23 protein-coding genes are annotated in these 24,010 nt (G+C 71.4%); 4 read left to right on the top strand and 19 right to left on the bottom strand.

Annotation, left to right across the window (positions count from 1 at the left end; all coding sequences use genetic code 11):
- Positions 1-5: 5 nt before the first annotated feature.
- The 3 genes from ASD90_RS06105 to ASD90_RS06095 all read right to left on the bottom strand — a co-directional run bounded on the left by ASD90_RS06105 (position 6) and on the right by ASD90_RS06095 (position 8,099).
- Entirely contained in the window at positions 6-947 is a 942-nt protein-coding gene (locus ASD90_RS06105; protein WP_056752876.1) for an aldo/keto reductase, read from the bottom strand.
- Between the two features lie 120 nt (positions 948-1,067).
- Positions 1,068-6,839, bottom strand: a complete 5,772-nt coding sequence (gene pulA / locus ASD90_RS06100) for a pullulanase-type alpha-1,6-glucosidase (protein ID WP_056752873.1) — start codon at positions 6,837-6,839, stop codon at positions 1,068-1,070.
- Positions 6,840-6,998: 159 nt separating this feature from the next.
- Positions 6,999-8,099 carry a MerR family transcriptional regulator gene (locus ASD90_RS06095; protein WP_056752869.1) on the bottom strand — a complete coding sequence of 367 codons (1,101 nt, stop codon included), beginning with the start codon at positions 8,097-8,099 and terminating at the stop codon, positions 6,999-7,001.
- Positions 8,100-8,274: 175 nt separating this feature from the next.
- Between ASD90_RS06095 and ASD90_RS06090 the strand changes: the two genes are divergently transcribed.
- Positions 8,275-8,556 (top strand): WhiB family transcriptional regulator, encoded by a 282-nt coding sequence (locus ASD90_RS06090; protein WP_056752866.1) that lies wholly within the window; start codon positions 8,275-8,277, stop codon positions 8,554-8,556.
- 8 nt (positions 8,557-8,564) lie between these two features.
- Here the strand turns inward: ASD90_RS06090 and ASD90_RS06085 are convergent, their stop codons facing one another.
- The 6 genes from ASD90_RS06085 to truA form a co-directional block, all read right to left on the bottom strand.
- Positions 8,565-9,095, bottom strand: a complete 531-nt coding sequence (locus ASD90_RS06085; protein WP_056752863.1) for a YbaK/EbsC family protein — start codon at positions 9,093-9,095, stop codon at positions 8,565-8,567.
- A gap of 71 nt (positions 9,096-9,166) precedes the next feature.
- Positions 9,167-10,216 carry a nitronate monooxygenase gene (locus ASD90_RS06080; RefSeq protein WP_056752860.1) on the bottom strand — a complete coding sequence of 350 codons (1,050 nt, stop codon included), beginning with the start codon at positions 10,214-10,216 and terminating at the stop codon, positions 9,167-9,169.
- 62 nt (positions 10,217-10,278) lie between these two features.
- Entirely contained in the window at positions 10,279-11,961 is a 1,683-nt protein-coding gene (locus tag ASD90_RS06075) for an ABC-F family ATP-binding cassette domain-containing protein (protein ID WP_056752858.1), read from the bottom strand.
- Between the two features lie 65 nt (positions 11,962-12,026).
- Complete coding sequence (locus ASD90_RS06070) at positions 12,027-12,653, bottom strand: hypothetical protein (protein WP_157623011.1); 627 nt, start codon at positions 12,651-12,653, stop codon at positions 12,027-12,029.
- Between the two features lie 15 nt (positions 12,654-12,668).
- Positions 12,669-13,286 carry a hypothetical protein gene (locus ASD90_RS06065; protein WP_056752852.1) on the bottom strand — a complete coding sequence of 206 codons (618 nt, stop codon included), beginning with the start codon at positions 13,284-13,286 and terminating at the stop codon, positions 12,669-12,671.
- 62 nt (positions 13,287-13,348) lie between these two features.
- Positions 13,349-14,206, bottom strand: a complete 858-nt coding sequence (gene truA / locus ASD90_RS06060; RefSeq protein ID WP_056752849.1) for a tRNA pseudouridine(38-40) synthase TruA — start codon at positions 14,204-14,206, stop codon at positions 13,349-13,351.
- Positions 14,207-14,334: 128 nt separating this feature from the next.
- Here truA and ASD90_RS06055 point away from each other — a divergent pair, with 128 nt between their 5' ends.
- A complete protein-coding gene (locus tag ASD90_RS06055) occupies positions 14,335-14,874 on the top strand; it encodes a hypothetical protein (protein ID WP_056752845.1) in 540 nt (179 codons plus the stop codon).
- Positions 14,875-14,947: 73 nt separating this feature from the next.
- Here ASD90_RS06055 and rplQ read toward each other — a convergent pair whose 3' ends face one another.
- The 8 genes from rplQ to ASD90_RS06015 all read right to left on the bottom strand — a co-directional run bounded on the left by rplQ (position 14,948) and on the right by ASD90_RS06015 (position 19,662).
- On the bottom strand, positions 14,948-15,652 hold the full coding sequence (gene rplQ / locus ASD90_RS06050) for a 50S ribosomal protein L17 (RefSeq protein WP_056752842.1): 705 nt from the start codon (positions 15,650-15,652) through the stop codon (positions 14,948-14,950).
- Positions 15,653-15,724: 72 nt separating this feature from the next.
- Positions 15,725-16,756, bottom strand: a complete 1,032-nt coding sequence (locus ASD90_RS06045; protein WP_056752840.1) for a DNA-directed RNA polymerase subunit alpha — start codon at positions 16,754-16,756, stop codon at positions 15,725-15,727.
- Between the two features lie 164 nt (positions 16,757-16,920).
- On the bottom strand, positions 16,921-17,529 hold the full coding sequence (gene rpsD / locus ASD90_RS06040; RefSeq protein WP_045191881.1) for a 30S ribosomal protein S4: 609 nt from the start codon (positions 17,527-17,529) through the stop codon (positions 16,921-16,923).
- A 32-nt stretch (positions 17,530-17,561) separates the two neighbouring features.
- Positions 17,562-17,957: a 30S ribosomal protein S11 gene (gene rpsK / locus ASD90_RS06035; RefSeq protein ID WP_020143208.1), complete on the bottom strand. Its 396-nt coding sequence runs from the start codon at positions 17,955-17,957 to the stop codon at positions 17,562-17,564.
- A 56-nt stretch (positions 17,958-18,013) separates the two neighbouring features.
- Positions 18,014-18,388 carry a 30S ribosomal protein S13 gene (rpsM, locus tag ASD90_RS06030; RefSeq protein ID WP_020143209.1) on the bottom strand — a complete coding sequence of 125 codons (375 nt, stop codon included), beginning with the start codon at positions 18,386-18,388 and terminating at the stop codon, positions 18,014-18,016.
- 223 nt (positions 18,389-18,611) lie between these two features.
- Positions 18,612-18,725 carry a 50S ribosomal protein L36 gene (gene rpmJ, locus ASD90_RS06025; RefSeq protein WP_006592630.1) on the bottom strand — a complete coding sequence of 38 codons (114 nt, stop codon included), beginning with the start codon at positions 18,723-18,725 and terminating at the stop codon, positions 18,612-18,614.
- A 155-nt stretch (positions 18,726-18,880) separates the two neighbouring features.
- Positions 18,881-19,102, bottom strand: a complete 222-nt coding sequence (infA, locus tag ASD90_RS06020; protein ID WP_013493543.1) for a translation initiation factor IF-1 — start codon at positions 19,100-19,102, stop codon at positions 18,881-18,883.
- A 215-nt stretch (positions 19,103-19,317) separates the two neighbouring features.
- Positions 19,318-19,662: an iron chaperone gene (locus tag ASD90_RS06015; RefSeq protein ID WP_056752838.1), complete on the bottom strand. Its 345-nt coding sequence runs from the start codon at positions 19,660-19,662 to the stop codon at positions 19,318-19,320.
- A 120-nt stretch (positions 19,663-19,782) separates the two neighbouring features.
- On the opposite strand from ASD90_RS06015, the gene ASD90_RS06010 reads away from it, so the two are divergent.
- Together ASD90_RS06010 and ASD90_RS06005 are read left to right on the top strand one after the other, a co-directional pair.
- Positions 19,783-20,004, top strand: a complete 222-nt coding sequence (locus ASD90_RS06010; protein ID WP_056754524.1) for a hypothetical protein — start codon at positions 19,783-19,785, stop codon at positions 20,002-20,004.
- 38 nt (positions 20,005-20,042) lie between these two features.
- Positions 20,043-20,783, top strand: coding sequence for a hypothetical protein (locus ASD90_RS06005; protein WP_056752835.1), 741 nt, complete (start codon positions 20,043-20,045; stop codon positions 20,781-20,783).
- Positions 20,784-20,868: 85 nt separating this feature from the next.
- On the opposite strand, the gene ASD90_RS06000 is transcribed toward ASD90_RS06005, so the two are convergent.
- Together ASD90_RS06000 and ASD90_RS05995 are read right to left on the bottom strand one after the other, a co-directional pair.
- Entirely contained in the window at positions 20,869-22,425 is a 1,557-nt protein-coding gene (locus ASD90_RS06000) for a DHA2 family efflux MFS transporter permease subunit (RefSeq protein WP_082588505.1), read from the bottom strand.
- A gap of 140 nt (positions 22,426-22,565) precedes the next feature.
- The gene (locus ASD90_RS05995; protein ID WP_056752832.1) at positions 22,566-23,999 is read right to left on the bottom strand and encodes a serine hydrolase; all 1,434 of its coding nucleotides are present in this window, start codon (positions 23,997-23,999) and stop codon (positions 22,566-22,568) included.
- Between the last annotated feature and the right edge of the window lie 11 nt (positions 24,000-24,010).

Here is a 24,010-nt window from a genome sequence, read left to right as displayed (position 1 = left end):
GAGGGTCAGACGGCGGGGGTGGTGATCCAGTCGAGCTCGGCGAGGTCCTCGGCGGTGGGCTCCCAGAGCCCCGCCCGGACGTTGTCGACGACCTGCTCGGGGCGGGTGGCGCCCGCGATCACCGAGGCCACGGCCGGCTGGGCCGCGAGCCCGCCGATGGCGACGTCGATGGGGCGCAGACCGCGCTGGGCGGCATACGCCTCGATCGCCTCGATCGTGTCCCAGTCGGCACCGTCCAGCCGGTCGGCCATGCCGGCGAGGCGCGTGCCCTCGGGCGCCGGCTCGCCGCGGCGGTACTTCCCGGTGAGCAGGCCCGAGGCGAGCGGGAAGAACGGGAGCAGCCCGACGCCGACGTGCTCGCACGCGGGCACGAGCTCGTCCTCGACGTCGCGCTCCAGGAGGGAGTACTCGTTCTGCGCCGAGACGAATCGCGGCGTCCCGGCGGCGCGCGCGGTCCAGTCGGCGTCGACGACCTGCCAGCCCGTGAAGTTGCTGCTGCCCAGGTAGCGCACCTTGCCCTCGCGGACCAGCTCGTCGAGCGCCGCGAGCGTCTCGTCGATCGGGGTCTGCGGGTCGGGCCGGTGCAGCTGGTAGAGGTCGATCCAGTCCGTGCCGAGGCGGCGCAGGCTCGCCTCGACCGCCTTGCGGACGTAGCGACGCGACCCGCGCACGCCCCAGTCGGGCCCGTTGGCCCCCTGCATGTCCATGCCGAACTTCGTTGCCACCACGACGTTCTCGCGTTCTGAACCCAGCGCGAGACCGAGCATCTCCTCGCTCGAGCCCAGGCCGTAGATGTCCGCGGTGTCGAAGAGGGTGATGCCGCTGTCGAGGGCCTGGCGCACGACGGCGTTCGTGCCGTCCTGGTCGACGCGTCGTCCGAAGTTGTTGCAGCCGATGCCGACGGTGGAGACGGTGAGCCCGCTGTCGCCGAGCTGCCGGTAGGTCATGTCAGGAGTCGCAGTCACCGGTCCAACCTATGCCCGTGCCGACGCTGCGGGCAGGGCACGCACCGCACGCCGGAGGCCGGCCCCCGCGTCGCGGGGAGCGGCCTCCGACCGGTGGTGCGCTCAGTTCGGCTGGACGAACACGGCGACCGTGCGGGCGGGCACCGAGAACGAGCTGCTGCTCGGGTCGTATGCCGCCTGCTTGACGACGCCGTCGGCGCCGTTCGCCTGGACCGGGCTCAGCCGGACCGTGCCGGTCAGGCCGGTGACCTTCTGCGACACGGCATCGGGCGTCGCGTTGAAGACGACGACCGCACCACGCAGCGCGGGGTCCACGTCGGCGCCCACCGTGTCGTCGAGCCGCATCACGATGACGCCCTGCTTCGCGTCCGCGGTGCCCGACACGGGGAAGGACACCTTGGCGTTGATGGCGGCGGCGTTGCCGAGACGGAACAGCTTGGTGCTGAAGCGAAGTCGCAGCAGGTCTTGTGCCATCGCGTCGGCGCTGCGCACGTCGGCCGCGGTCGGCTTGAGTGCCGGGTTGGCGAGCAGCGGCTTCATGAACGGCCACTTGGCGGAGTTCTGCTCCTGCGGCGGCAGACCGTGGCCGAAGCCGTTGTCGGCGCCCGTCCAGTCGAGACGGTTGAACCAGTCACCGCTGTCGTACGAGTCACGGTTGAGCGACTTGCTGCGGAGCAGGTCGGCGCCGGCGTGCCAGAACGACGGCGTCTGCGCCAGTGCGGTGGTCGCCAGCGACAGGGTGTTCATCCGCACCCGGTCCTGCATCGACGTCGCCACGGGCAGCTTGTACGTCAGCGAGTCGAAGAGCGTCTCGTTGTCGTGGGCGTCGACGTAGCTGACGACCTCGTCGGGCTGGTCGGCGTAGCCGGCCGGGGACCCGTTGTAGTCGACCTGCGTGCCGTTGACGACCGTGCCGGTCTTCTGGCTGCGGAAGGTGAACGTCTTGAGGTTGCCGGCCAGGCCGAGCTGGACGAGGTCGGTGTCGCTCCCGAGGCGCGTGTCCGCGTCGGCGTTGACCGCCGCACCGTTGGGGTCGGTGGCCTCACCGGAGCCGAAGCCCTGACGGCGCGGGTCCTCGTCGAAGGGTCCGCCTCCCCGCACGCCGTCGCGCAGGCGGTCGGAGAAGGTGCCGATGCCGGTGCCGCCGAGCTGGCCCTGCGTCGCCTGGACGAAGAGCTTGTTGTTGGCGACCTCGCCGAAGTTCCAGCCTTCGCCATAGAGGTAGATGGACTTTCCGTCGACGCCGTCCTTCGAGAGCGTCAGGGCGTCGAGGGCAGCGCGCACCGCGAGCATGTTGGCCTTGCTGTGGTGGCCCATGAGGTCGAAGCGGAAGCCGTCGACGTGGTAGTTCCGGGCCCACGACACGACGGAGTCGACCATGAGCTTCTGGCCCATCGCGTGCTCGGTCGCGACGTTCTGGCAGCACGTCGAGGTCTCGACCGCGCCACTCGCGTTGAGGCGGTGGTAGTAGCCGGGGACGACCTTGTCGAGCACCGACTTGTCACCCTGGCCCGACTGCGCCGTGTGGTTGAAGACCTGGTCGAGCACGACCCGCAGGCCGTCCTGGTGCAGGGCACCGACCATGGTGCGGAACTCGGCCACACGGGTGCCGCCGTCGGCCGCCGTGGTGCTCGACGCGTACGACCCGTCCGGGACGCTGTAGTGGTAGGGGTCGTAGCCCCAGTTGAAGGCGTCCTTGGACGCGACCGCGCCGACGCACTTCTGCTGCTCCTCGCTGTCGGGAGCGTAGGAGGCGAGGTCGCACTGCGGTGTCTGCTGCTTGGACGTATCCTCCTCGATCGAGGCGATGTCGAAGCTCGGCAGCAGGTGCACGGTGTTGAGGCCGGCCTTGGCGAGCGCCTTGAGGTGGGCCCGGCCGTCACCGTCGGTGGCGAAGGCGAGGTAGCTGCCGCGCAGGGCCGCCGGGACCTTCGCGTCGGACATGGAGTAGTCGCGGATGTGCAGCTCGTAGATCGTCGAGTCGACGTCCTGCGCGAGCGTCGGCGAGGGGGTCGTGCGCCACGCGGACGGCATGAACGTCGGGTCACGCAGGTCCACCGCGACGGAGCGGGTGGAGTTGAGCGTCAACGCGACCGAGCTCGGGTCGGTGACGACGTTGGTCTCGACCTTGCCCGTCGACGGCGCCCACACCTTGACCTCGTAGAGGTAGCGGGCGTTGCGGGCTGACGACCCGAGCGAGGTGCTCCAGGCCCCCGCGCCGTCGCGCGTCATCGCCGTGCGACGGGCGGTGTCGAGCGGCTGGTCGGCGCTCCCGGCCGGCCACGTCAGGAGGGTGACCTGCTGGGCGGTCGGGGCCCACAGGCTGAAGTCGACCCGGCCGGAGCCTGCGAAGCCGACGCCATAGGTGCGCGTGCGGGCCGACGCGGCATACAGCGCGTCGAGCGCGATGGCTGCCTGCGCCCCCGTGGCGTCGAGCAGCTGACCCGTCGATCCGTACATCGCGACGGCGACCTGGCCCTTGAGGATCTCGGGCATCAGCTTGGCCGTCGCCTTGTCGAGGCGCAGGGCCACGGCTCCGGCGAGCTCCGGGTGGGCGGCCACGAGCGAGGCGGGCAAACCGGCCGGATCGCGGGTCAGGCTCGCGACGGAGCCGCCGGTGACGGCCTCGGCGTCGACGGCGAGGCCGCCGTCGGCCGACCAGTGCAGGCGCCAGTCGAGGGTCGCGGGGTCGGTGCCGGCCGGCAGCGCCGAGGCCGGCCAGGCGACGAGGTCGGGACCGACGATGTACGCCTTGGACTTCGTGAGGTCCGGTGCCGCCCCCGCCTTGGAGGTCTTGACCGTGACCTCGTGGGTCGAGGCCTTGTAGGTGATGGTGGTCAGCACGCCGTCGGACGGGACCGAGAACGCGACGTTGTTGGCCGGGTAGGCCTCGGACCACGACAGGCCCACCGCGACCTTGAACTCGTACGCACCGGCAGGGATCTGGTCGGTGGTGAAGACGTAGGTGCCGTCACCGTCGGGGTCCTGCAGCCACGAGCGCATGCAGTCGGGCGCCCAGTCGCCGGGGCAGCCGAGCTCGCTCTGGAAGCTGCCTGGGGCCGTGATGATCGGCCCCTGCGCGTCGCTGGTCACCCAGTGCGTGCGGTGGTCGTAGTAGAAGTTGACGGCCTTGCCGCCCGGGGCCGTGTAGGGGATGTTGCCGCCACCCTTGAGGGCGCCCGCGCCGTAGTTCTCGTCCCACGACTTGTTGATCGCGGCCTTGTACTCGTAGTCACCGGCCGGGATCGAGTCGAAGGATCCCTTCCAGATGTCGTCCTTCGCGTCGAGGGCGAGCTGGGCCTGGTCGCAGTCAGGCTGCCAGTCTCCCGGGCAGCCCATCTCGGAGTTGTGGTTGCCGGGGACGCTGACGTGGTCCGGCTGCGTGACGGGGCCGACGCCACCGCCGCCGCCACCGCCCGACGTCTCGGGCTCGCCCACGATGCCGTACGTGGAGGTCGCCGAGACGTGACCGGCGAGGTCCTTGGCCACGATGCGGTACTCGACGAGCGTGCCCTTGGCGAGGCCGGACACGTCGTGGAAGACGCGGTAGGGCGCGTTGTCGTCGGTGCCGAGCGGCGTCCAGGCAGACGTGCCGACGGGGCGCTGGAGGAAGGAGACCTCCGCGAAGCTGTTGCCGGGCAGCGCCGCACCGATCTCGGCGCGGCCACCCACGACGCCGCCGGCGCTGGGGGACGTCGGGTAGACCGCGGGAGCCGAGGTCGGCTGTGCCATGGTGCTGTTCGCGCGGTAGACCGCCACGGACAGCGGCGGGACGGTGACCGTGACCCGGCCGTCGGCGGCCGCCCGAAGGTCGGAGGTGGCCCCGAGGAGCGGCACGAGCTTCGAGCCGGCCGAGTAGGTGGAGAAGGTCGCGGTCTTGGCGGTCGTGGCGTTGTTGGCGACGACGACGTACTCGCGCTTGGCCGCCTTGTCGATACGGCTGATCGCGTAGATGCCGGCGGCGTCGGACGCGTAGCGGTGGACCTGGGCGCCGTCGGCGAGCGCGGGGTTGGCCGCACGCAGCGCCGAGAGCGCCGTGATCTCACGGTAGAGCGGGGCCGACGTGTCGTAGTGCGCGTCGGTGCCCGCCGTCTTGCTGCTGCCGACGAGGACGTCGTCCTGGTAGATCGGCGTCTGCGTGGCGAACATGTCCTGGCGGGCACGCTTGTCGCCGAAGTCGCTCGTCGGGCCGGTGAAGCCCTGCTCGTCGCCGTAGTAGACGACGGGGTTGCCTCGGGTGAGGAACATCAGTGACGTGGCGAGCCGGTCGCGGGCCAGCAGGTCGTCGCCCGTGGCGCCGCCCGAGAGGAGCATCGCGCCGATGCGGCCCATGTCGTGGTTGCCGAGGAAGGTCGGCAGCTCGTAGGCGTTGGAGTCGGTGTCGGTGTAGTAGTCGTCGCCGGCGAAGAGGTCGCGCATGCCGGTCGTCGCCTTGCCCTGCGCGAAGCCGAGGGCCGCACCCTGGAAGCCGAAGTCGAGGGTCGCCGGCAGCGCACCCTTGGTCGTGAACTCGCTCGTGTAGGCCGGGTTGCCGTCGTAGACCTCGCCGAACATGAAGAAGTCGTCGTTACCGATCGCCTCGGCGTGCTTCAGGATCGCCGGCGAGAAGGCCTGCCAGAACTGCATGTTGACGTGCTTGACCGTGTCGATGCGGAAGCCGTCGACGCCGAAGTCGACCCAGGACTTGTAGATGTCCTCCATGCCCGTGACGACCATGGGGTTCTCGGTGAAGAGGTCGTCGAGACCGGAGAAGTCGCCGTAGGTCGAGGACTCGCCGGCATACGTCGAGTCACCGCGGTTGTGGTAGAGCGTCGTGTCGTTGAGCCACGCCGGGACCTTGACGTCCTTGTCGGCGTCGGCGACCTCGGGCACGTAGGGGAACGACGTCGCCGGGTCCATCTTCGGGAAGTCGGGCGACCCGGCGACGTCGACGTCGTCGAAGACCTTGCCCTGAGCGTCCTTGTAGGGGGTCGTCGCCTTGTTCACGTAGGTGTAGGTGCCTCCGTCGTAGGAGATGACGTCGGCCGTGTGGTTGGTGATGATGTCGAAGTAGACCTTCATCCCCTTGCCGTGCGCGGCCGAGATGAGCGCCTTCATGTCGGCGTTCGTGCCCAGGTGCGGGTCGATTCGCGTGAAGTCGGTGATCCAGTAGCCGTGGTAGCCGGCGCTCGCGTCGGAGCCGCTGCCCTGCACGGCGCGGTTCTTGAACGACGGCGTGAGCCAGATCGCGGTCGTGCCGAGGCCCTTGATGTAGTCGAGCTTGCCGGTCAGGCCCTTGAGGTCACCACCGTGGTAGAACCCCTCGTTCGTGGGGTCGAAGCCGGTGGCGAGCGGGCCGCCCGTGAGGCCTCCGCGGTCGTTGGTCGTGTCGCCGTTGGCGAAGCGGTCGGCCATGACGAAGTAGAACCGCTCCTTCGTCGCGAGCGACCGCAGCGACGAGGCGGCGAGTGCGGCGTCGGCCTTCGTGGCCGCGCCGGGCAGGTCGGTGGGGGCGATCCCGACGGCGTGCGTCGTGTCGTCGTAGGTGAAGCGCAGCGTGGCCGCGTCGGCGAGGACGAGCGGCACGTTGCCGCCGCCCTGGCCGTAGCTCTCGTCCCACGAGTGGTTGATCGCCACCTTGAGCTCGTAGCTGCCTGCTGGCAGTCGGAACTCGGCGGCATACGTCGTCGTGCCGGGCTGGAGCGCGAGGTCGGTCGCGGTGCAGTCGGGCTGCCAGTCACCGCTGCAGCCGAGCTCGTCCTGCAGCGAGCCGACGAGCGTCGCGGTGCGCGGGGCGTCGGCCCGGGCGGTCGGCGCCCCCGCCATTGGGACGGCGAGTCCCGCCATGACGAGGGCCGAGATGCTGGCGACGGACAGGGCCGGGCGACGGCGCATGCGCACTCCTTTGTGGGCTGGGTCGCTCACGCCCGCGTCTGGACGCTCGACCACCGGGGAGAACCTAGCGCCCGGGTCGGACACCACGCCAGACCTGAACTGCAACTTTTTGCACTCGTGCTCAGGATGTTGCGGAATCTTGCGCCGATCGGACGCGTCTCAGCGCAAGGAACCAGCAGATTTCGGGACGAGCGCAGTCACGGCCGCGTCGAAGTCGACGACCCGCGTCACCGACGCGGGTCCCCCCGGACCGGCGACACCGTCTGGCCAGCCGGGCCCACCGATGACGACCTCGAGGGGCCAGTCGATGACCTCGAGATCCCGCCAGAACGGCTCGTCCTGCGGGCGGGCGAGCGAGGCCCAGAGGAAGACGGCCCTCGGCTGCGACTCACGCAGCGCCGACACGAGGGCGTCGGACGGGACTCGAGGGCCGAGGAAGAGGCTCGCGACACCGTGACGGGCGAGCTCGGCCTCCAGCGCGAGCAGGGGGAGGTGGTGCTGCTCGTCGTCGGCGCTCGCCAGCACGACGGGCAGACCCGCCACGCGGAGCCGGTTGGCCCGCACGACGGCACGCAGCTCGGACTGCAGCAGCTCGCTGGTCAGGTGCTCGGACTGCACACCGAGGCGGCCCTCCTGCCAGAGGTCGCCGACCCGGCGCAGCGCCGGCGCGAAGACCTCGACCCAGGCCCGACCGACCTCGCGGCGGCGCATCACCTGGCGGTAGAGCAGCGACATCGTGCGCGCGTCGAGGGTCCGGGCCGCGGCGACGATGGCCTCGACGAGGTCGATGGCCTCCTGCTCGGGGCCTTCTCGCGCACCGACGGGAGCGCCGCCCCGGCCCGCGACGCCAGCGCTCTCGACGCCACCGGCAGCGTCACCGCCGGCGGAGGCAGCGGCCCGGAGGGCGGTCAGCCCTCGGTCGCCGTCGAGCCGCTCGGCGATGGACGCCGCATCCATCGCGAGCACGGAGTCGGCGGCGCTCTGCGCGGGCACTCCCTGGGCGGTGAGGCGGGACATGAGCAGCACGCGACGGATGTCGAGCTCGGTGTAGCGACGGTGGTTGCCGCGCGTCCTCAGGCTCGGGCCGACGCCGTGCCTGCGGTCCCAGGAGCGGAGCGTCGGCGCGGCGATCGCGAGTCGTTCGGAGACGGCGCCGACGGGCCAGCCCAGCTCGGGCTGCCGCTCTCCCGGCTCGGGGTCGGCGGGGTCCGTCTGGCCAGGCTCCCTCGAGACTGCCGGCTGCGGGTTCATGTCGATCATCACCGTTTCACGTTGGTCGCCCGCATCGGGCGGAGCGGCCGGTGATTCCCGTCATGGGCCGCTCCGGCGCCGATCGGGCACCCCGATCCTAAACTTATGCAGACCTCTTGTGCAATGCGTAGGTTCTGCGTAGGTTCGGCATCAGATCGCTCGACCGGACCCGACGGAGGAAGCCATGACGATCACTCGCCTTCCGCGCCCCACCTACTCCTCGTACGAGTGGCAGGAGCAGGGTCGGTGCCGCACCAAGGCCGTCGAGCAGTTCTTCGCCGACGACCATGAGCTCGACCAGCGCGAGCGCCGCGAGCAGACCGAGGCCGCCCGCATGGTGTGTGCCGGCTGCCCCGTGCGCGAGCGGTGCCTCGACCACGCGCTCCGCGTGCCCGAGACCTTCGGCATCTGGGGCGGCACGACGCCGACCGAGCGCGCCCAGATGCTCTGGGACGTTGCCGGCTGACCGAGCCGTCAGCGCACGGCGAGGGCGATGACCTGCGCCGTCGGCAGGCCGGCGAGCGCCGACCCGTCGAGCAGCAGCTTGGCGCCGCGCACCCCGGCACCCACGACGACCGGACCTGCCGCGACGACCGCCTCGTCGACGAGCACGGGCCAGTCCGCCGGAAGGCCGACGGGCGTGATCCCGCCCTGCTGCATCCCGGTCAGCTCCTGCGCCTTCGACTGGTCGGCGAACGAGATCTTGCGAGCGCCGAGGTGCTTGCGCACGACGCGGTTGATGTCGGCCCGGTCGGTCGCGAGCACCATGACGGCGGCCAGCGTCGTCTCCTCGCCGCGGCGTGCCTCGACGACGACGCAGTTGGCCGACGCCTCTGGCGCGACGTCGTAGGCCTCACAGAAGGCCGCCGTGTCCGCGAGCGTCGCGTCGATGGGGGCCACACGCACCCCCGGCACGTGCTCGAGCGCCGCCACGACCGCCGGCGCGAGCAGGTCGGGGCGCTCGGAGGCGGCCACCCACGTCAGGTTTCCTTCGGCACTGGGCATGCCCCGAGCGTATGCCGCACCCTCCCCACCGCGCCCAGGGCCCCGCTGCGGTGACGAGCGGTGTGGACCTGTCAGTGGGCGAGCTCGGCGACGACCGTGGCGGCGGGCACGGCTCGCGCCGACCGCCAGCCCGTGCCCGCCCACAGGGCGAGGAGGTCGGGCCGCTCGGCCCGCGCCGACGCCCGTCGCAGCGGCACCGTGAGGTGGTGGACCTCCGGGTAGGCCGCTGGGGCCTGGTCGTCGTGCCGGCGCAGGAAGTCGGTCTCGAGGCCGCGCGCGAGGCGCCCCGAGTAGGCGCGGGTCACCGCGGTGCGCTCGTGGGCGGGGTCGGCGAGCGCACGCCGGTAGGCCAGGCCGGTCCCCGCCTCGGGTGTCAGCAGCAGCGCCGTGCCGATCTGCACGGCGTCGGCCCCGGCGGCCCGCACCTGCGCAGCCCGCTCGGGCGTCGAGATGCCGCCCGCGGCGACGACGGGGACGTCCGTCTGCGACCGCACGGCGGCGACGAGGTGGACGAGGTCGGTGCCCGAGGGCTCCTTGGCCGGATCGAGGGTGCCACGGTGTCCCCCTCCGTCGGGACCCTGCAGGCAGAGCCCGTCGACGCCCGCAGCGAGGGCGGCGGCCGCCTCCTCGACGTCGGTGACCGTGGCGACGGTCTCGATCCCGGCACGCCGGAGCTCGCCGAGCACCGCCGTGCTCGGCAGCCCGAACGTGAACGACACCAACGGAACTCGCTCGCGCACGACGAGGTCGAGCTTGCGCTCCCAGTCGTCGTCGTCACCGGGTCTCGGCTCCCCGGGCTCGACGTCCACCGACCGCGCGTCGTCCGCGAGGGCCTCGCGGTAGGCGGCCACGGCCTCTGCGCGCTCGGCACCCGTGAGCTCGCCCGGCCCCACGGCGTACGCGTTGGCCTGGGCGGGCACGAAGAGGTTGACGCCGAAGGGTCGCGAGCTCGCGTCCCACACCTCGGCGATGGCCGCCGCGAGCTGCGGAGCCGTGAGGTAGCCGGCCGCCAGGAAGCCCAGACCGCCCGCCTCGCCGACGGCCGCCACGAGCTCGGGCGTCGACGGGCCCCCGGCCATCGGGGCGCCGACGACTCCGGTGTCGAGCGTTCGCAGCAGCATGCCCCGACGCTACTCCGCTCCCCCGCCCGCGGCACGGGCGCGTGCGTGGGGCGTGGGTGGGGTCACCGCGGCCGGACGACCCGTCCCTCGTCCCACACCGGCTCGGTGGACTCGTAGACGCGACCGTCGGCGCCGAAGACGAGGAAGCGGTCGAAGCCACGGGCGAACCACCGGTCGTGCGTGACGGCCACGACGGTGCCCTCGAACCGGTCGAGACCCTCCTCGAGCGCCTCGGCCGACTGGAGGTCGAGGTTGTCGGTGGGCTCGTCGAGCAGGAGCATCGTGGCGCCCGACAGCTCGAGCAGCAGGATCTGGAACCGGGCCTGCTGCCCGCCCGACAGCGACTCGAAGCGCTGCTCGCCCGACCGGGCCAGCTCGTAGCGGTCGAGCGCCCGCGCGGCCTGCTCGCGCGGGCGGCCCTCGCGGTGCTCGTCGCCGCGGTGCAGGATCTCGAGCAGCGTGCGCCCCATGAGCGACGGGTGCTCGTGCGTCTGCGCGAACCAGCCCGGCCGCACCCGCGACCCGAGACGCACGACACCTGCGTGCTCGACCGGGACCGGCCGCACGTCACCGACGGGCTGGTGCTCGCGCTCGGGGTCGGTGCCACCGCACGCGAGCAGCCGCAGGAAGTGCGACTTGCCCGAGCCGTTGCTGCCGAGGATCGCGACCCGCTCGCCGTACCAGACCTCCAGGTCGAAGGGCTTCATCAGCCCGGTCAGCTCGAGTCCCGTCGCGACGATGGCGCGCTTGGCCGTGCGGCCACCGGTGAGGCGCATCGTGACCGACTGCGTCATCGGCGTCTCCTCCGGCGGTCCCGCCTGCTCGAACTTCGCCAGCCGGGTCTGCGCGGCCTGGTAGCGCGAGGCCATGCCGTCGTTGAACTTGGCCTTGACCTTGAGCGTCTGCACGAGGGTCTTGAGCTTGACGTGCTCCTCGTCCCAGCGACGGCGCAGCTCCTCGAGACGGTCGTTGCGGTCGGTGCGGGCCTGGGCGTAGGTCGCGAACCGGCCGGGGTGCACCCAGAGGGTCGCCCCGGCGCCGCCGGGCTCGAGCGTCGCGACCCGGGTGGCCACCCGGTCGAGCAGCTCGCGGTCGTGGCTGATGAACAGCACGGTCTTGGGCGAGGCGACGAGCGCCTCCTCGAGCCAGCGCTTCGTCGGCACGTCGAGGTAGTTGTCCGGCTCGTCGAGGAGCAGCACCTCCTCCGGGCCACGCAGCAGCGCCTCGAGCACGAGCCGCTTCTGCTCGCCGCCGGAGAGGGTCGTGACCTTGCGCCACTGCGCCTGCTCGTACGGGATGCCGAGGGCTGCGACGGTGCACTGGTCCCAGAGGGTCTCCTGCTCGTAGCCGCCGGCCTCGCCCCACTCGACGAGCGCGTGGGCGTAGGCCATCTGGTCGTCCTCGGAGTCGCGCTCCATCATGAGCAGCTCGCTGCGGTCGACCTCCTCGGCGGCGGCGCGGATGCGCTCGGGCGCCACCGACACGAGCAGGTCGCGCACCGTCGTGTCGTCGCGCACTTTGCCGATGAACTGGCGCATCACGCCGAGCCCGCCCGATCGGGTCACGGCGCCCTCGTGGGCGGCGACGTCGCCGGCGATGATCCGCGTCAGCGTCGTCTTGCCGGTCCCGTTGGGGCCGATGAGGGCGACCTTGGCGCCCTCCCCCACCCGCACCGAGACGTCGTTGAGGAGCGGCCTGCCGTCCGGCAGGCTGAAGGAGACGGAGTTGACGTCGACGTGGCCCACGAGGGTCAAGCCTGACGTATGCCGTGTGGCCGCGTCACCCGGTTAAGCATCAGGTCGCGCACGCGTCACCCCCACGACCAGGAGTCGAGCACGGCGCGGTAGACGTCGAGGGCCTCCGGGTGTGCGGGGTCGTAGGTCAGGCGGATCGCGAAGGCCTGCTCGGTGTAGGGGACGACGTAGTAGACGTGGCGCACCTGCTCCGACTGGTCGACGACGATGCCCATCGCCCGGTAGCCGGCGATCTCCCGCTCGGGGGCGGCCATCGGCGCGAGGCCCTTGGCCTCGAAGCCCTCACGGAGCCCGTCGACCACCTCCGACAAGGAGTGGGACCCGACCTTGATCGGCCGCTCGACCGCGATGAAGGCCGGCACGCTGTCGTCGTCGGGCTGCAGGAGGGTGTCGGGCGGCGGGTCGAGGCGGCGGTCGGCCCGGCTCCACCCGACCGGCTGCAGGTAGCTGTAGTCGATGCCGCGGACGCGATCATCGCTCATCGCGACGTGACTCACTGCGGCCGGCAGCGGCTGGATGCGGTGACCGGCGCTGTCGGTGGTCGGGGCGGCGGACGTCGGCACGTGCACGACGCCGACGTCGGTCCGGGTGGGCGCCGCGGGGGCGGCGTCACCGGAGCACCCGGCGAGGCCGGGGGCGATGAACAGGGCGATCGCCGGGAGCAGGGCCACCGACGTCCTCATGCGCGCCGACATCGGCTACGTCCACGCCCAGGTCGAGAGCAGCTCGTCGAACTCGGCCATCGCGTGGGCCGCGTCGGCCTGGGACGAGCTGAGGGTGAGCAGGTAGATCCGGCCGCCGCGGGCGACGCCGTAGGAGCGGGCGAGCACCTTGATGCCCTGCTGCTCGAACGTCGTCGTGAAGCCGACGGCCGTCGAGCCCGACACGGTCTTGTCGGGCGCCGAGGAGACGGTGCGTCCGGCGGCGCCCAGCTGCTGGCGGCCCTTGGCCAGCTCGTCGTCGAGGACCGACTGGTCGCCGTCGGCCGCGGTGACCACGAGGTTGTTGGCGAAGGCGCCGACCTTCTTCGACGAGAGCAGCACGAGGTCGATGTCGGCGACGCCGCTGGCCTGGTCGGTCGCCTCGGTCCAGCCCTCGGGGGGCACGACGGTGAACCCGCCCGAGCGACCCCTGACCTCGTCGCCCTCCGCGGTCGCGGTGGAACCGGTGGCACCCGACGTGCTGCCAGCCGAGGGGGTGGCCGAGGTGCTCGACACCGACGGCGGCGAGGCGGTCGTGTCCTTGGAGCAGCCCGTCAGCGCCAGCGTGAACGTGAGGACGCCCACCGAGACGACGCGGGTGGGGCGGGCCTTCATGCGGACGATCCAACCACACGGACCGGACGGGCGCCGGTCCGGTCTCGGGCCTGAGACACCGCTCACCCGGGCTCTCGACGGGCTCGCGTGACGACGGCCCGCGCGGCGAGGTCGGCCTCCGCGGGGTAGACGACCTCCTCGAGACTGAGACCGTGCGGGGGCATGACGTGGATCCCGGCCGTGCGCTCGGCGCGGTCCTGCAGCGACAGCGGCCAGTCCACGGTGCGGCGCCCCTCCCCGACGGGGACCACCGCGCCGACGAGCGAGCGCACCATCGAGTGGCAGAAAGCGTCGGCGCGCACCGTGGCGGCGAGCACCCCGTCGGGCAGCCGGGTCCACGAGAAGTCGAGCAGGGTGCGCACGGTCGTCGCGCCCTCGCGCTGCTTGCAGAACGCCGCGAAGTCCCGCAGACCGACGAGCGAGCGCGCCGCATCGTCCATGGCTGCGACGTCGAGGGGGCGCCGCCACCAGACGGTGTCGTGACGACGCAGGGGGTCGCGGTCGGCGTCCGGGTCGGCCAGGCGGTAGAGGTAGCGCCGCTCCACGGCCGAGAAGCGTGCGTCGAAGCCGTCCGGGGCCACGACCGCGCCGCGCACGACGACGTCGTGGGCGAGGATGCCGCCGAGGCGACGGACGAGGGCGGCTCCCGGCTCCCGGTCCGACCGGCCCGGCAGGGCGGCCCACGCCTGCGGGTCGAGGTCGACGTGGGCGACCTGGCCGCGCGCGTGGACGCCGGCATCGGTGCGACCGGCCACCGTGACGCGGACGGGCTCGGGACTGCGCAGCACCGTGGTCAGGGCGGCCGCCAGCTCTCCCTGGACGGTGCGCAGCGAGGGCTGGGCCGCCCACCCCGAGAAGGCGGTCCCGTCGTAGGCCAGGTCGAGCCGCACGCGCAGCGTGGGCCCGCTCGACTCGCTCATGGCGCCCGAGCCTAACGGCAGGTCGACGTCGGCCAGGCGGCCCCCCGTCAACCCTCCCGGGGCCCTGCACGTCTTACGTGTGGGGCACCGGACGACCCGGCCCGGTCCCGTCCGAAGGGGGAACCTCCATGTACGCCATCACCCGCCGGCTCGCGGTCGCCGCGTGCGCCGCCGCCCTCGCCGCGCCCGTAGCCGTCGCCGCCACGAGCACGACTGCCTCCGCCGCACCGTTCTGCGGCATCACCTGGGGATCCCTGGCCAAGGCCACGAGCCCCGCCCGGTTGTGGACCGGCTCGGTCACGGGGACCCGTGCCGGTCAGCACCCCTGCTACGACCGCCTCGTCCTGGACCTCGCACCGGGGCGCGGCGCGCTCGGCTACGACGTCCGCTACGTCTCCGCCGTCACCGCGCCTGGCAGCGGGCTGCCCGTGCCCGTCAGCGGGGGCGCGAGGATCCAGGTCACCGTCGACGCCCCGTCGACCCTCGCCACAAGCACCACGACCCTGACCGGGTGGCGCACCTTCCGCCAGCTGAGGAACGTCGGCAGCTTCGAGGGCTACACCGACTTCGGGCTCGGCGTCCGGGCGCGGCTGCCGATGCGGGCCTTCGTCCTGACCGACGCCGACGGCGGCCGCCGTCTCGTCGTCGACGTCGCCCACCGGTGGTGAGCGCGAGAAGGGCCCCGCACCCATGGTGCGGGGCCCTTCTCGGGTGCGCCGGAGCGCGGGAGTCGATCCTGGCTCAGGAGCCGGAACCAGCCTTCGTGAAGCCGGCCTTCTCGGCGTCCTCGGCCGACTTGAACCAGAACTCGGCGATCGTCTGGTCGTACCACTGGCCGTCGGGCTCGTGGTACTTGCCGGAGTCGGCGTTGCCCTTGACGGTGTAGCCGTCCTCGGGCGACGAGCCGTCCTCGTTCGCGGCGACGGCGCCCTCGGGCACGTCGACGGCAGCGGCGGCCTCGGTGGCCTCCGCCTTCTCGGCGTCCTCGGCGGCCTTGGTCTCGGCAGCGGCCTGCTTCGACTCGCTCTGCTTCGCAGCGCGCTTCGTGGCGGCCTCGGCCTCCTTGACCGTCGCCTTCTTGGCCGACAGCGGCTCGCGGACGAGCTCGATGACCACCATGGGGGCGTTGTCACCCTTGCGGGCGCCGATCTTCGTGATGCGGGTGTAGCCGCCCTCGCGAGCCGCCATGTCGGGGGCGATCTCGGCGAAGAGGCGGTGGACGACACCCTTGTCGCGCACGACCGTGAGGACGCGGCGACGGGCGTGCAGGTCGCCACGCTTGGCGAACGTGATGAGACGCTCGGCGAGCGGGCGCAGACGCTTGGCCTTGGCCTCGGTCGTCGTGATCTTGTCGTGCTCGAAGAGCGACGTCGCGAGGTTGGCCAGGATCAGCCGCTCGTGGGCGGGGCCGCCACCGACGCGGGGACCCTTGGTGGGGGTGGGCATTTCGTTTCTCCTAGAAGTCCGACCAGGCCGTTCTCGAGCAGGGCGCCGAGGGCTCGGTCAAGAAGCGGTTGGTCAGAGACGCTCGTCCTCGACGAACGACTGGTCGTCGTCGTCGCTGTAGTCGTCCTCGCCGTAGCCGTCGACGAGGGCAGACGGGTCGAACCCGGGCGGGCTGTCCTTGAGGGCCAGACCCATGCCGACGAGCTTGGCCTTGACCTCGTCGATCGACTTCGCACCGAAGTTGCGGATGTCGAGCAGGTCGGCCTCGCTGCGGCCCACGAGCTCACCCACGGTGTGGATGCCCTCGCGCTTGAGGCAGTTGTAGGAACGAACGGTGAGGTCCAGGTCCTCGATGGGCAGCGCGAGGTCCGCGGCGAGCGCGGCGTCCGTCGGCGACGGGCCCATGTCGATGCCCTCGGCCTCGACGTTGAGCTCGCGAGCCAGGCCGAAGAGCTCGACCAGCGTCTTGCCGGCCGAGGCCATGGCGTCACGCGGCGTCATCGAGTTCTTCGTCTCGACGTCGACGATGAGCTTGTCGAAGTCGGTGCGCTGCTCGACACGGGTCGCCTCGACCTTGTAGGTCACGGTGAGCACCGGGCTGTAGATCGAGTCGACCGGGATACGGCCGATCTCCTGGTCACCGGACTTGTTCTGCTGCGCCGAGACGTAGCCACGGCCACGCTCCACGGTCAGCTCCATCTCGAGCTTGCCCTTGTCGTTCAGCGTCGCGATGTGCAGGTCGGGGTTGTGCACCTCGACACCAGCCGGAGGCGTGATGTCGGCGGCGGTGACCGCGCCCGGGCCCTGCTTGCGCAGGTACATGACGACCGGCTCGTCGTGCTCCGAGGAGACGACGAGGCCCTTGATGTTGAGGATCATCTCGGTGACGTCCTCCTTCACGCCCGGAACGGTCGTGAACTCGTGGAGCACGCCGTCGATGCGGATGGAGGTGACCGCCGCGCCCGGGATGCTCGAGAGCAGGGTGCGACGGAGGGAGTTGCCGAGCGTGTAGCCGAAGCCGGGCTCGAGCGGCTCGATGGTGAAGCGGCTGCGGTTGTCGACCACGACCTCTTCGGAGAGCACGGGACGCTGTGCGATGAGCACTGTTCATTTCCTTCCCACGGGCGACCGCCATATGACGCCTCGTGAAACTGCCCGGTCGTGATCCGGGCGGGCCGGCTCGGCTCTGTCTGCGAGCGCGGCCCCAGGCAAGACCCCCGCCGTATGCCGCTGGGCGGGCCCAGCGGCATACGGACGTGGGGCGGGTGTCAGTTCTTCGAGTAGAGCTCGACGATCAGCTGCTCGGTGAGCTGCGAGTCGATCTGCGCGCGCACCGGGAGCTGGTGGATGAGGATCTGCAGCGAGCCGTCGACGACCTGCATCCAGGCCGGGACGGGACGCTCGCCGAACGTCTGGCGAGCCAGCTCGAACGGGAAGCTCTCGACGGACTGCTTGCGGACCGTGATGATGTCGTACTGCTCCACGCGGTAGCTCGGGACGTCGACGCGCACGCCGTTGACCTCGAAGTGACCGTGCGTCACGAGCTGGCGGGCGTGGCGACGCGTGCGGGCCAGGCCCGCGCGGTAGACCACGTTGTCCAGGCGCGACTCGAGGATCTGGAGAAGGTTCTCACCGGTCTTGCCGGGGCGCTTCGCCGCTTCCTTGTAGTAGCGGACGAACTGCTTCTCCATGACGCCGTACTGGAAGCGGGCGCGCTGCTTCTCCTGGAGCTGGGTGAGGTACTCCTTCTCCTGGATCCGGCGACGGCCGTGCTGGCCGGGCGGGAAGGGACGGAGCTCGAAGTTCTTGTCGCCGCCGACGAGGTCCATCTTGAGGCGGCGGGACTTCTTGGTGATCGGGCCGGTGTAACGAGCCATGTTTCTAGTTCTCTCTCTCGCTCAGGCCGGGATCAGACGCGACGGCGCTTGGGCGGGCGGACACCGTTGTGCGGCGTGGGCGTGACGTCGCTGATCGCGCCGACCTCCAGGCCGGTGGCGGTGAGCGAGCGGATCGCCGTCTCGCGGCCCGAGCCCGGGCCCTTGACGAAGACGTCGACCTTGCGCATGCCGTGCTCCATGGCGCGGCGGGCAGCGGCCTCGGCGGCCATCTGGGCGGCGAACGGGGTGGACTTGCGCGAGCCCTTGAAGCCGACCTGGCCGGCAGAGGCCCACGCGATCACAGCACCCGTGGGGTCCGTGATCGAGATGATCGTGTTGTTGAACGTGCTCTTGATGTGAGCGTGCCCGTGGGCGACGTTCTTCTTCTCCTTGCGACGAACCTTCGTCACACGAGCCTTGGGAGGCATTTTTCTCCTACGTCAGAACTGAATGTCGGTGAGACGTGATCGCGGGGCGATCAGCGTCACTTGGCCTTCTTCTTGCCGGCCACGGTGCGCTTCGGGCCCTTGCGGGTGCGCGCGTTGGTCTTGGTGCGCTGACCGCGCACGGGCAGACCACGACGGTGACGGAGACCTTCGTAGGAGCCGATCTCGACCTTGCGGCGGATGTCGGCCTGCACCTCACGGCGAAGGTCACCCTCGAGGCGGTAGTTGCCCTCGAGGAAGTCACGAAGCGCAACGAGCTCGGTCTCACCGAGGTCCTTGACGCGGGTGTTGGGGTCGACGCCGGTGGCAACCAGCGCCTCCTTGGAACGGGTGCGACCGACACCGAAGATGTAGGTCAGTGCGACCTCGACGCGCTTCTCGCGCGGAAGGTCGACTCCAACAAGACGAGCCATGTTGGGTTGTCTCCTGATTTCTGTTACGCGGAGGTCTGGAGCAAGGCACCGATCCGGGGTCACGGTCCGCCACTCAGAAGGACGGGCCACCGGTCCCCGGCCTCCGTGCCGGGGGTGACGTCCTGCGCCGACACGACGGTCGGTCATCAGGGGCCGGGTGCTGCTTTCATTCACTTGTTGCGTGCTGTCGAAGTTCTGTCGACGGCGAGGGTGGTGCTTCTGCTCAGCCCTGGCGCTGCTTGTGGCGCAGGTTCTCGCAGATCACCATGACCCGACCGTTGCGGCGGATCACCTTGCACTTGTCGCAGATCTTCTTGACGCTCGGCTGAACCTTCATCTGCCTGCTGTCTTCAGATCGCGCGCCTGCCACCGCGGGCCCCGGAGGGCACGTGACGATCAGGCGCTTGGTTGTGTAATCGGGAGTTGGTGCCTCGCACTCGTCCCGGCCTGACATGCCCGCTCTCGCGGACCGGTCGCGGCCGACCCTGGTGCTCAGCGGTAGCGGAAGACGATCCGACCGCGGGTCAGGTCATAGGGCGAGAGCTCGACCACCACACGGTCCTCCGGGAGGATCCTGATGTAGTGCTGTCGCATCTTGCCCGAGATGTGTGCGAGCACCTTGTGACCGTTGGAGAGCTCCACCCGGAACATCGCGTTCGGGAGAGCCTCGACGATCGTGCCCTCGATCTCGATGACACCGTCCTTCTTGGCCATATCCTCCGTCTATCTGTTGGTGGCCGACCCGGACTGAGCCGGCCTTGGGGCGTGCCTAGGTGCCGTGCTCGTCGCACAGGCGTGACTCAGGCGTCGAGACACACGACACCCAACGCACAAGACTACGCCAGAAGGCGGAGTTCCTGAAATCGGCGACGGACCGTCTGCCTCGGCGCCGGCGGCGTCCGCGGCCCGGCGACGTGCGGTGTTCTGGCTCAGCGGTCGAGCTCGGCCCGACGCAGGACGACGATGCGCTCGATGACGTCGTCGGGCAGCTGCTGGTCGGCGGAGAAACGGATCGTGCCCTTGCTCAGGGAGTGCCCGGCCAGGTCCGGCGCGACGGCCTCGACGACGGCAGGGCTGAAGGGAAAGAGGGACAGGTGCCGGGCCGCCGCCGTGATGCCGAGCAGCGGACGCCCGTCGAGGCGCAGGGCCGGCATGCCGTAGCTCGTGCCCTCCTCGGCGTCGGGGGCCACGCGGCGCGCCACGTCGACGACGTGCTGCAGGGCCGCGCGCTGGTCCGGCTCGAGTCCGGCGAGGTAGTCACCGATGGTTCCCACCCGGTCATGGTGGCATCCCCGCGGCCGTCGTGGGCGCGTTCGCCGCACCCCGTCCCCCGGGTATGGGTGGTCGACCCCTCCACCGGTCGCCGTCACGACGACCTCCCACGAAAGGCCATCATGAGCGCTCGCACCCGCACGCGTACGCGTACCTCCACCATCGTCGTGATCCTCTGGCTCCTCATCGGCGTCTTCGCCGCCTTCCAGCGCGGCTACTTCGGCTCGTCCGACCCGAGCTGCAGCCGACTGGCCACGACCGCTGTGACGATCGTCGCCGGCCCGCTCAACTACGTCGGCCTCGACCCGCGCATCGGCTGCTCGACGCCCCAGCCCTCGAACTAGGCCGTGAGGCAGGCGGGTGGGAACGGCATACTGGCCGGGTGACCGAGCCCGGCGCTGACGCCACCGTCCCACCCGCCACCTCCACGCCGTCGGAGGCCCGGGCGACACCGCCCGACCGCACCGACACGGTGACGGCGCCCCCCTCGGACGCGGAGACGGTCGAGGACTACTACGCCCGCATCGCGGCCGCGGCCGGCCAGGACGGCCGTCTGCCCGTCGCCGTCGAGGAGATGCCCGGCTGGGACATCTACCCCTACGAGATCGAGGGCCTGCGGCTCAAGCCGGTGCAGCCTCCGGCCGACGAGGAGCCGGCACGTCGCGGCGAGCAGGCAGCCGACTGCTGGTGCACCACCGGCGTCCCGCAGGCCGACGACCGGCTCGTCTGGTCGAACGCCCGGTGGCGCCTCACGCTCGCCGTCGACACGGGCCTGCCCGTCATGCTCATGCTCATGCCCCTCGCGCACCACGACCTGCCCTCCCTGCCGGGCGACCTCGCGGCCGAGATGGGCCAGCTCGTCGTCGCGGTCTCGGACGCCGTCGAGCACGTGCCGAGCGTCGGCCGGGTCCAGCTCGCGAAGTACGGCGACGGCGGAGCCCACCTGCACCTCTTCTTCCTCGGCCGCCCCGCGCGCATGCTGCAGTTCCGCGGGTCACCGCTCATCGACTGGGAGGAGAACCTGCCGCGGGTGCCGCTGGACGTCCTCCGGGCCAACGCCCGCGTGGTCGCCGAGCGGATGGTCGTCCACGTCGGTGGCACGCCCGGAGGACTCGGCCGCTAGAGCGCCCGGTGGGAGTCCGGCGGACACCGGGGCGCCCGCGAGCACCGGGTCGGCTCCACCCAGTCGACGGCTGCCGGTCCAGCCGTCAGGCCCGCTGGCTCGCAGGCCGCTCGAAGAAGAGCACGGCCACGACGCCGATGAGCAGCACCGCCGCCGGCAGCATCATCGACTCCGACATCGCGTCGGCGAAGCCGCTCGCGATCGGCGCCGGCATGGTCGCCCCCGAGCCCTGCAGGCCGCCGAGCTGGCCCGAGATGCCGGGCAGGTCGGCGGCGAGCCGGGCCTCGATGAGGGCCGCGATGGCGGCGCTGCCGAGGACGGCACCGACCTGGCGGGTGGTGTTGTAGACGCCCGAACCGGCGCCCGCCGACGACAACGGCAGGTTGCGGGTGGCCGTCGCGCCGAGCGGTCCCCACATGAAGGCGTTGCCGACACCCATGAGCGCCATGGGCAGCAGCAGCACCCACGTCTCGGTCTCGGGGTGCATGACGAGCGCGAGCCACACCAGCGACAGTGCGGTGAGACTGATGCCTGCCGCCGTGATGCCGCGCGGGTGGACGCGGTCCGCCAACCGACCCGAGATCGGGGCGAGGCCGCCGGAGATCACGGCCATCGGCGCGAGCAGGAGGGCCGAGGAGGTCGGCGACATCCCGCGCACGGCCTGGGCGTAGAGCATGAACGGGAAGGCCATCGCCGTGATGGAGAAGCCGATCGTCGTGATCGCGACGTTGGCCAGCGAGAAGTTGCGGTCGTCGAAGAGGCGCAGGGGCAGCAGCGGCTCGCGGGTGTTGTGCGCCTGCCACCAGATGAAGACGCCGAGCACGAGCAGGCCGACCCCGATGAGGAGGGGCACGGAGATGAACCCGGTGATGGTCCCCCAGTCGTAGGTCTCGCCCTCCTGGACGCCGAACACCACGAGGAACATGCCGACCGCCGAGAGCACTACCCCGATCCAGTCGAAGGTGTGGTTGTGCGTCTCGAGCCGCGGCACGAGACGGGCGGCGAGGGCGAACGCGACGATGCCGATCGGCACGTTGATGAAGAAGATCCACTCCCAGCCGGGACCGTCGACGAGCAGGCCGCCGACGACCGGCCCGACGAGGATCGCGACGCCGGCGGTCGCTCCCCAGAGCGCCATGGCCTGACCGCGCGAGGCCGCCGGGAAGGTGCGCGTGATGACCGCCATCGTCTGCGGCGTCAGCATCGACGCGCCGAGGCCCTGCACGACGCGGGCGATGATGAGCCCCGTGATGGTGCCCGTGAGCCCGCACCACAGCGACGCGAGAGTGAAGGTCGTCAGACCCACGAGGTAGAGGTTCTTCGGGCCGTAGCGGTCACCGAGCCGGCCGGTGATGAGCAGCGGTGTGGCATAGGCCAGCAGGTAGGCGCTCGTCACCCAGATGACGCTGTTGACGTCGGTGTCGAGACCCCGCAGGATCGCAGGCGTCGCCACCGACACGATCGTCGAGTCGACGAGGATCATGAAGAAGCCGATCACCATGGCCCACAAGGCTGGCCACGGGTTGTGCCCGTCCGGCACCCCACCCGGTGGGCGCGCCGGGGCAGCAGGGCGCGGGCCCGTCAGGGCGTCTCCCGCCACGTCACGTCCGGTCACGTCGGTGGTGCTCTCCTCGCCGGCCACGGTGGCCCCCCTTCTGCTGCCCGACGCAGCACCTCCGATTCTCCACCCGGGCACCGACAGCCGTCAGTGCCCGTCGCCGGTCGCCCGACCCGGTCCACCGGACGGGCCCCCCGACGGACCGCGGGCCACGGGAGCCGGCGTCAGGCGTACGACCAGCGCGTCGCGAGCCACAGCGGGTCGTAGCCCGTGAGCGGCACCATCCGCCAGGTGAGGTCGGCGTCGGCGCCACGCAGGCGCGCCTCGATGCGGAAGCGGTGCGGCGTCTCGATGGCGACGACCTCGGCGCGGAAGGTGTCCTCGTCGACCCAGCCCCCGCTCGAGACGACCGGCAGGGTCGCTCCCCCGGCCACCAGCTCCCCCTCGCGCCACAGGCCCCGACCGACGGGCAGGCGCAGCCACTCACCACGACGGCTGAGCCCGAGCACGTGGTCGGGCCCGTCGCGCGTCACGGAGACGGCCGTGTAGTCGGCCGCCAGGTCGGAGACGTCGGAGCGGTTGAACTCGGCGTACTCCGGCCCGAGCGCGTCACCCGACATGGCGGGGATCTCGAGGGCCCCGAGCCGTTCGGCCAGCGCGTGGTCTGCGTCGCCGGACCCGCTGCCGCCGAGGGCCGGCACGACGTGGGCCCACAGCCCGTCGAGGGTGGACTGCATGCGCGACTGCTCGGCCGTGATCGCCACGACCGTGTCGTGCTCGGGCAGCACGACGAGGAACTGGCCGTAGGCGCCGTCGCCGCGGTAGCCGAAGCGCTGCATCCAGAACGAGTAGCCGTAGCCGCGACGCCAGTCCTCGTCGGCGTCCGGGTCCTCGCTCACTGGTCCGAAGCCGCGGGTGGCCTCATCGACCCAAGCCTCGGAGAGCAGCTGCCGCCCGTCCCACCGGCCACGGTCCAGGTAGAGCTGGGCGAGGGAGGCGATGGCCTCGGTCGTCAGGTGCGCGCCGGTGAACCCGAGCTCGCGCCCGAGCGGGTCGCGGTGCCATGGGATGTCGTGCAGCCCGAGGGGCGCGAGCAGCCGCGGGCGCAGCACCTCGCCGACGCCGACGCCGGCGAGCTGACGCACGATGACGGCGAGCAGGTAGGTGGCCACCTGGTTGTAGGCGAAGACCGTGCCGGGCTCACGCGTCGGCTGCGTCGCGAAGACCCGCTGCACCCAGTCGGCCCCGTCGCCGACGCCGTCACCGCTCGCGCGGTCGAAGACCCGGTCCCACGCGTCCTCCTCGTGGCCGACGGTCATCGAGAGGCAGTGGGCGATGCGCACGTCGTCCCAGCCCTCCGCGACGGCGGCGCGGTCGAGCTCGGGGAAGTGGTCGAGCACCCTGTCGTCGAGCGAGAGGCGCCCCTCCTGCGCGAGGAACGCCACGGCCGTGGCGGTCAGCGTCTTGGAGAGGGAGTACGCGAGGTGGACCCGGCTCGCGGCATACGGCCTCCACCAGCCCTCCGCCACGACGTGGCCGTGACGCACGACCATGAGGCTGTGCAGGCCGAGGTTGTCGCGCTCGGCGGCGTCGACGAACGCGTGGATGCCGGCGGCGTCGACGCCCTGCGCCGACGGGGTGCTGCGGGGAAGGCTCACGAGCGCGAGGT

Source organism: Terrabacter sp. Root181, from assembly GCF_001428505.1.
Lineage (GTDB): Bacteria > Actinomycetota > Actinomycetes > Actinomycetales > Dermatophilaceae > Terrabacter.
Note: the sequence above shows the minus strand (reverse complement) of the source record. Positions and strands in the feature narration are given on the sequence as shown.

What these genes read in the sequence shown, in the direction of transcription:
- ASD90_RS06105 (WP_056752876.1), bottom strand. Translation starts at nt 947, where the DNA reads ATGACCTACCGGCAGCTCGGCGACAGCGGGCTCACCGTCTCCACCGTC.
- pulA (WP_056752873.1), bottom strand. Translation starts at nt 6,839, where the DNA reads ATGCGCCGTCGCCCGGCCCTGTCCGTCGCCAGCATCTCGGCCCTCGTC.
- ASD90_RS06095 (WP_056752869.1), bottom strand. Translation starts at nt 8,099, where the DNA reads ATGATCGACATGAACCCGCAGCCGGCAGTCTCGAGGGAGCCTGGCCAG.
- ASD90_RS06090 (WP_056752866.1), top strand. Translation starts at nt 8,275, where the DNA reads ATGACGATCACTCGCCTTCCGCGCCCCACCTACTCCTCGTACGAGTGG.
- ASD90_RS06085 (WP_056752863.1), bottom strand. Translation starts at nt 9,095, where the DNA reads ATGCCCAGTGCCGAAGGAAACCTGACGTGGGTGGCCGCCTCCGAGCGC.
- ASD90_RS06080 (WP_056752860.1), bottom strand. Translation starts at nt 10,216, where the DNA reads ATGCTGCTGCGAACGCTCGACACCGGAGTCGTCGGCGCCCCGATGGCC.
- ASD90_RS06070 (WP_157623011.1), bottom strand. Translation starts at nt 12,653, where the DNA reads ATGAGGACGTCGGTGGCCCTGCTCCCGGCGATCGCCCTGTTCATCGCC.
- ASD90_RS06065 (WP_056752852.1), bottom strand. Translation starts at nt 13,286, where the DNA reads ATGAAGGCCCGCCCCACCCGCGTCGTCTCGGTGGGCGTCCTCACGTTC.
- truA (WP_056752849.1), bottom strand. Translation starts at nt 14,206, where the DNA reads ATGAGCGAGTCGAGCGGGCCCACGCTGCGCGTGCGGCTCGACCTGGCC.
- ASD90_RS06055 (WP_056752845.1), top strand. Translation starts at nt 14,335, where the DNA reads ATGTACGCCATCACCCGCCGGCTCGCGGTCGCCGCGTGCGCCGCCGCC.
- rplQ (WP_056752842.1), bottom strand. Translation starts at nt 15,652, where the DNA reads ATGCCCACCCCCACCAAGGGTCCCCGCGTCGGTGGCGGCCCCGCCCAC.
- rpsD (WP_045191881.1), bottom strand. Translation starts at nt 17,529, where the DNA reads ATGGCTCGTTACACCGGCCCGATCACCAAGAAGTCCCGCCGCCTCAAG.
- rpsK (WP_020143208.1), bottom strand. Translation starts at nt 17,957, where the DNA reads ATGCCTCCCAAGGCTCGTGTGACGAAGGTTCGTCGCAAGGAGAAGAAG.
- rpsM (WP_020143209.1), bottom strand. Translation starts at nt 18,388, where the DNA reads ATGGCTCGTCTTGTTGGAGTCGACCTTCCGCGCGAGAAGCGCGTCGAG.
- rpmJ (WP_006592630.1), bottom strand. Translation starts at nt 18,725, where the DNA reads ATGAAGGTTCAGCCGAGCGTCAAGAAGATCTGCGACAAGTGCAAGGTG.
- infA (WP_013493543.1), bottom strand. Translation starts at nt 19,102, where the DNA reads ATGGCCAAGAAGGACGGTGTCATCGAGATCGAGGGCACGATCGTCGAG.
- ASD90_RS06010 (WP_056754524.1), top strand. Translation starts at nt 19,783, where the DNA reads ATGAGCGCTCGCACCCGCACGCGTACGCGTACCTCCACCATCGTCGTG.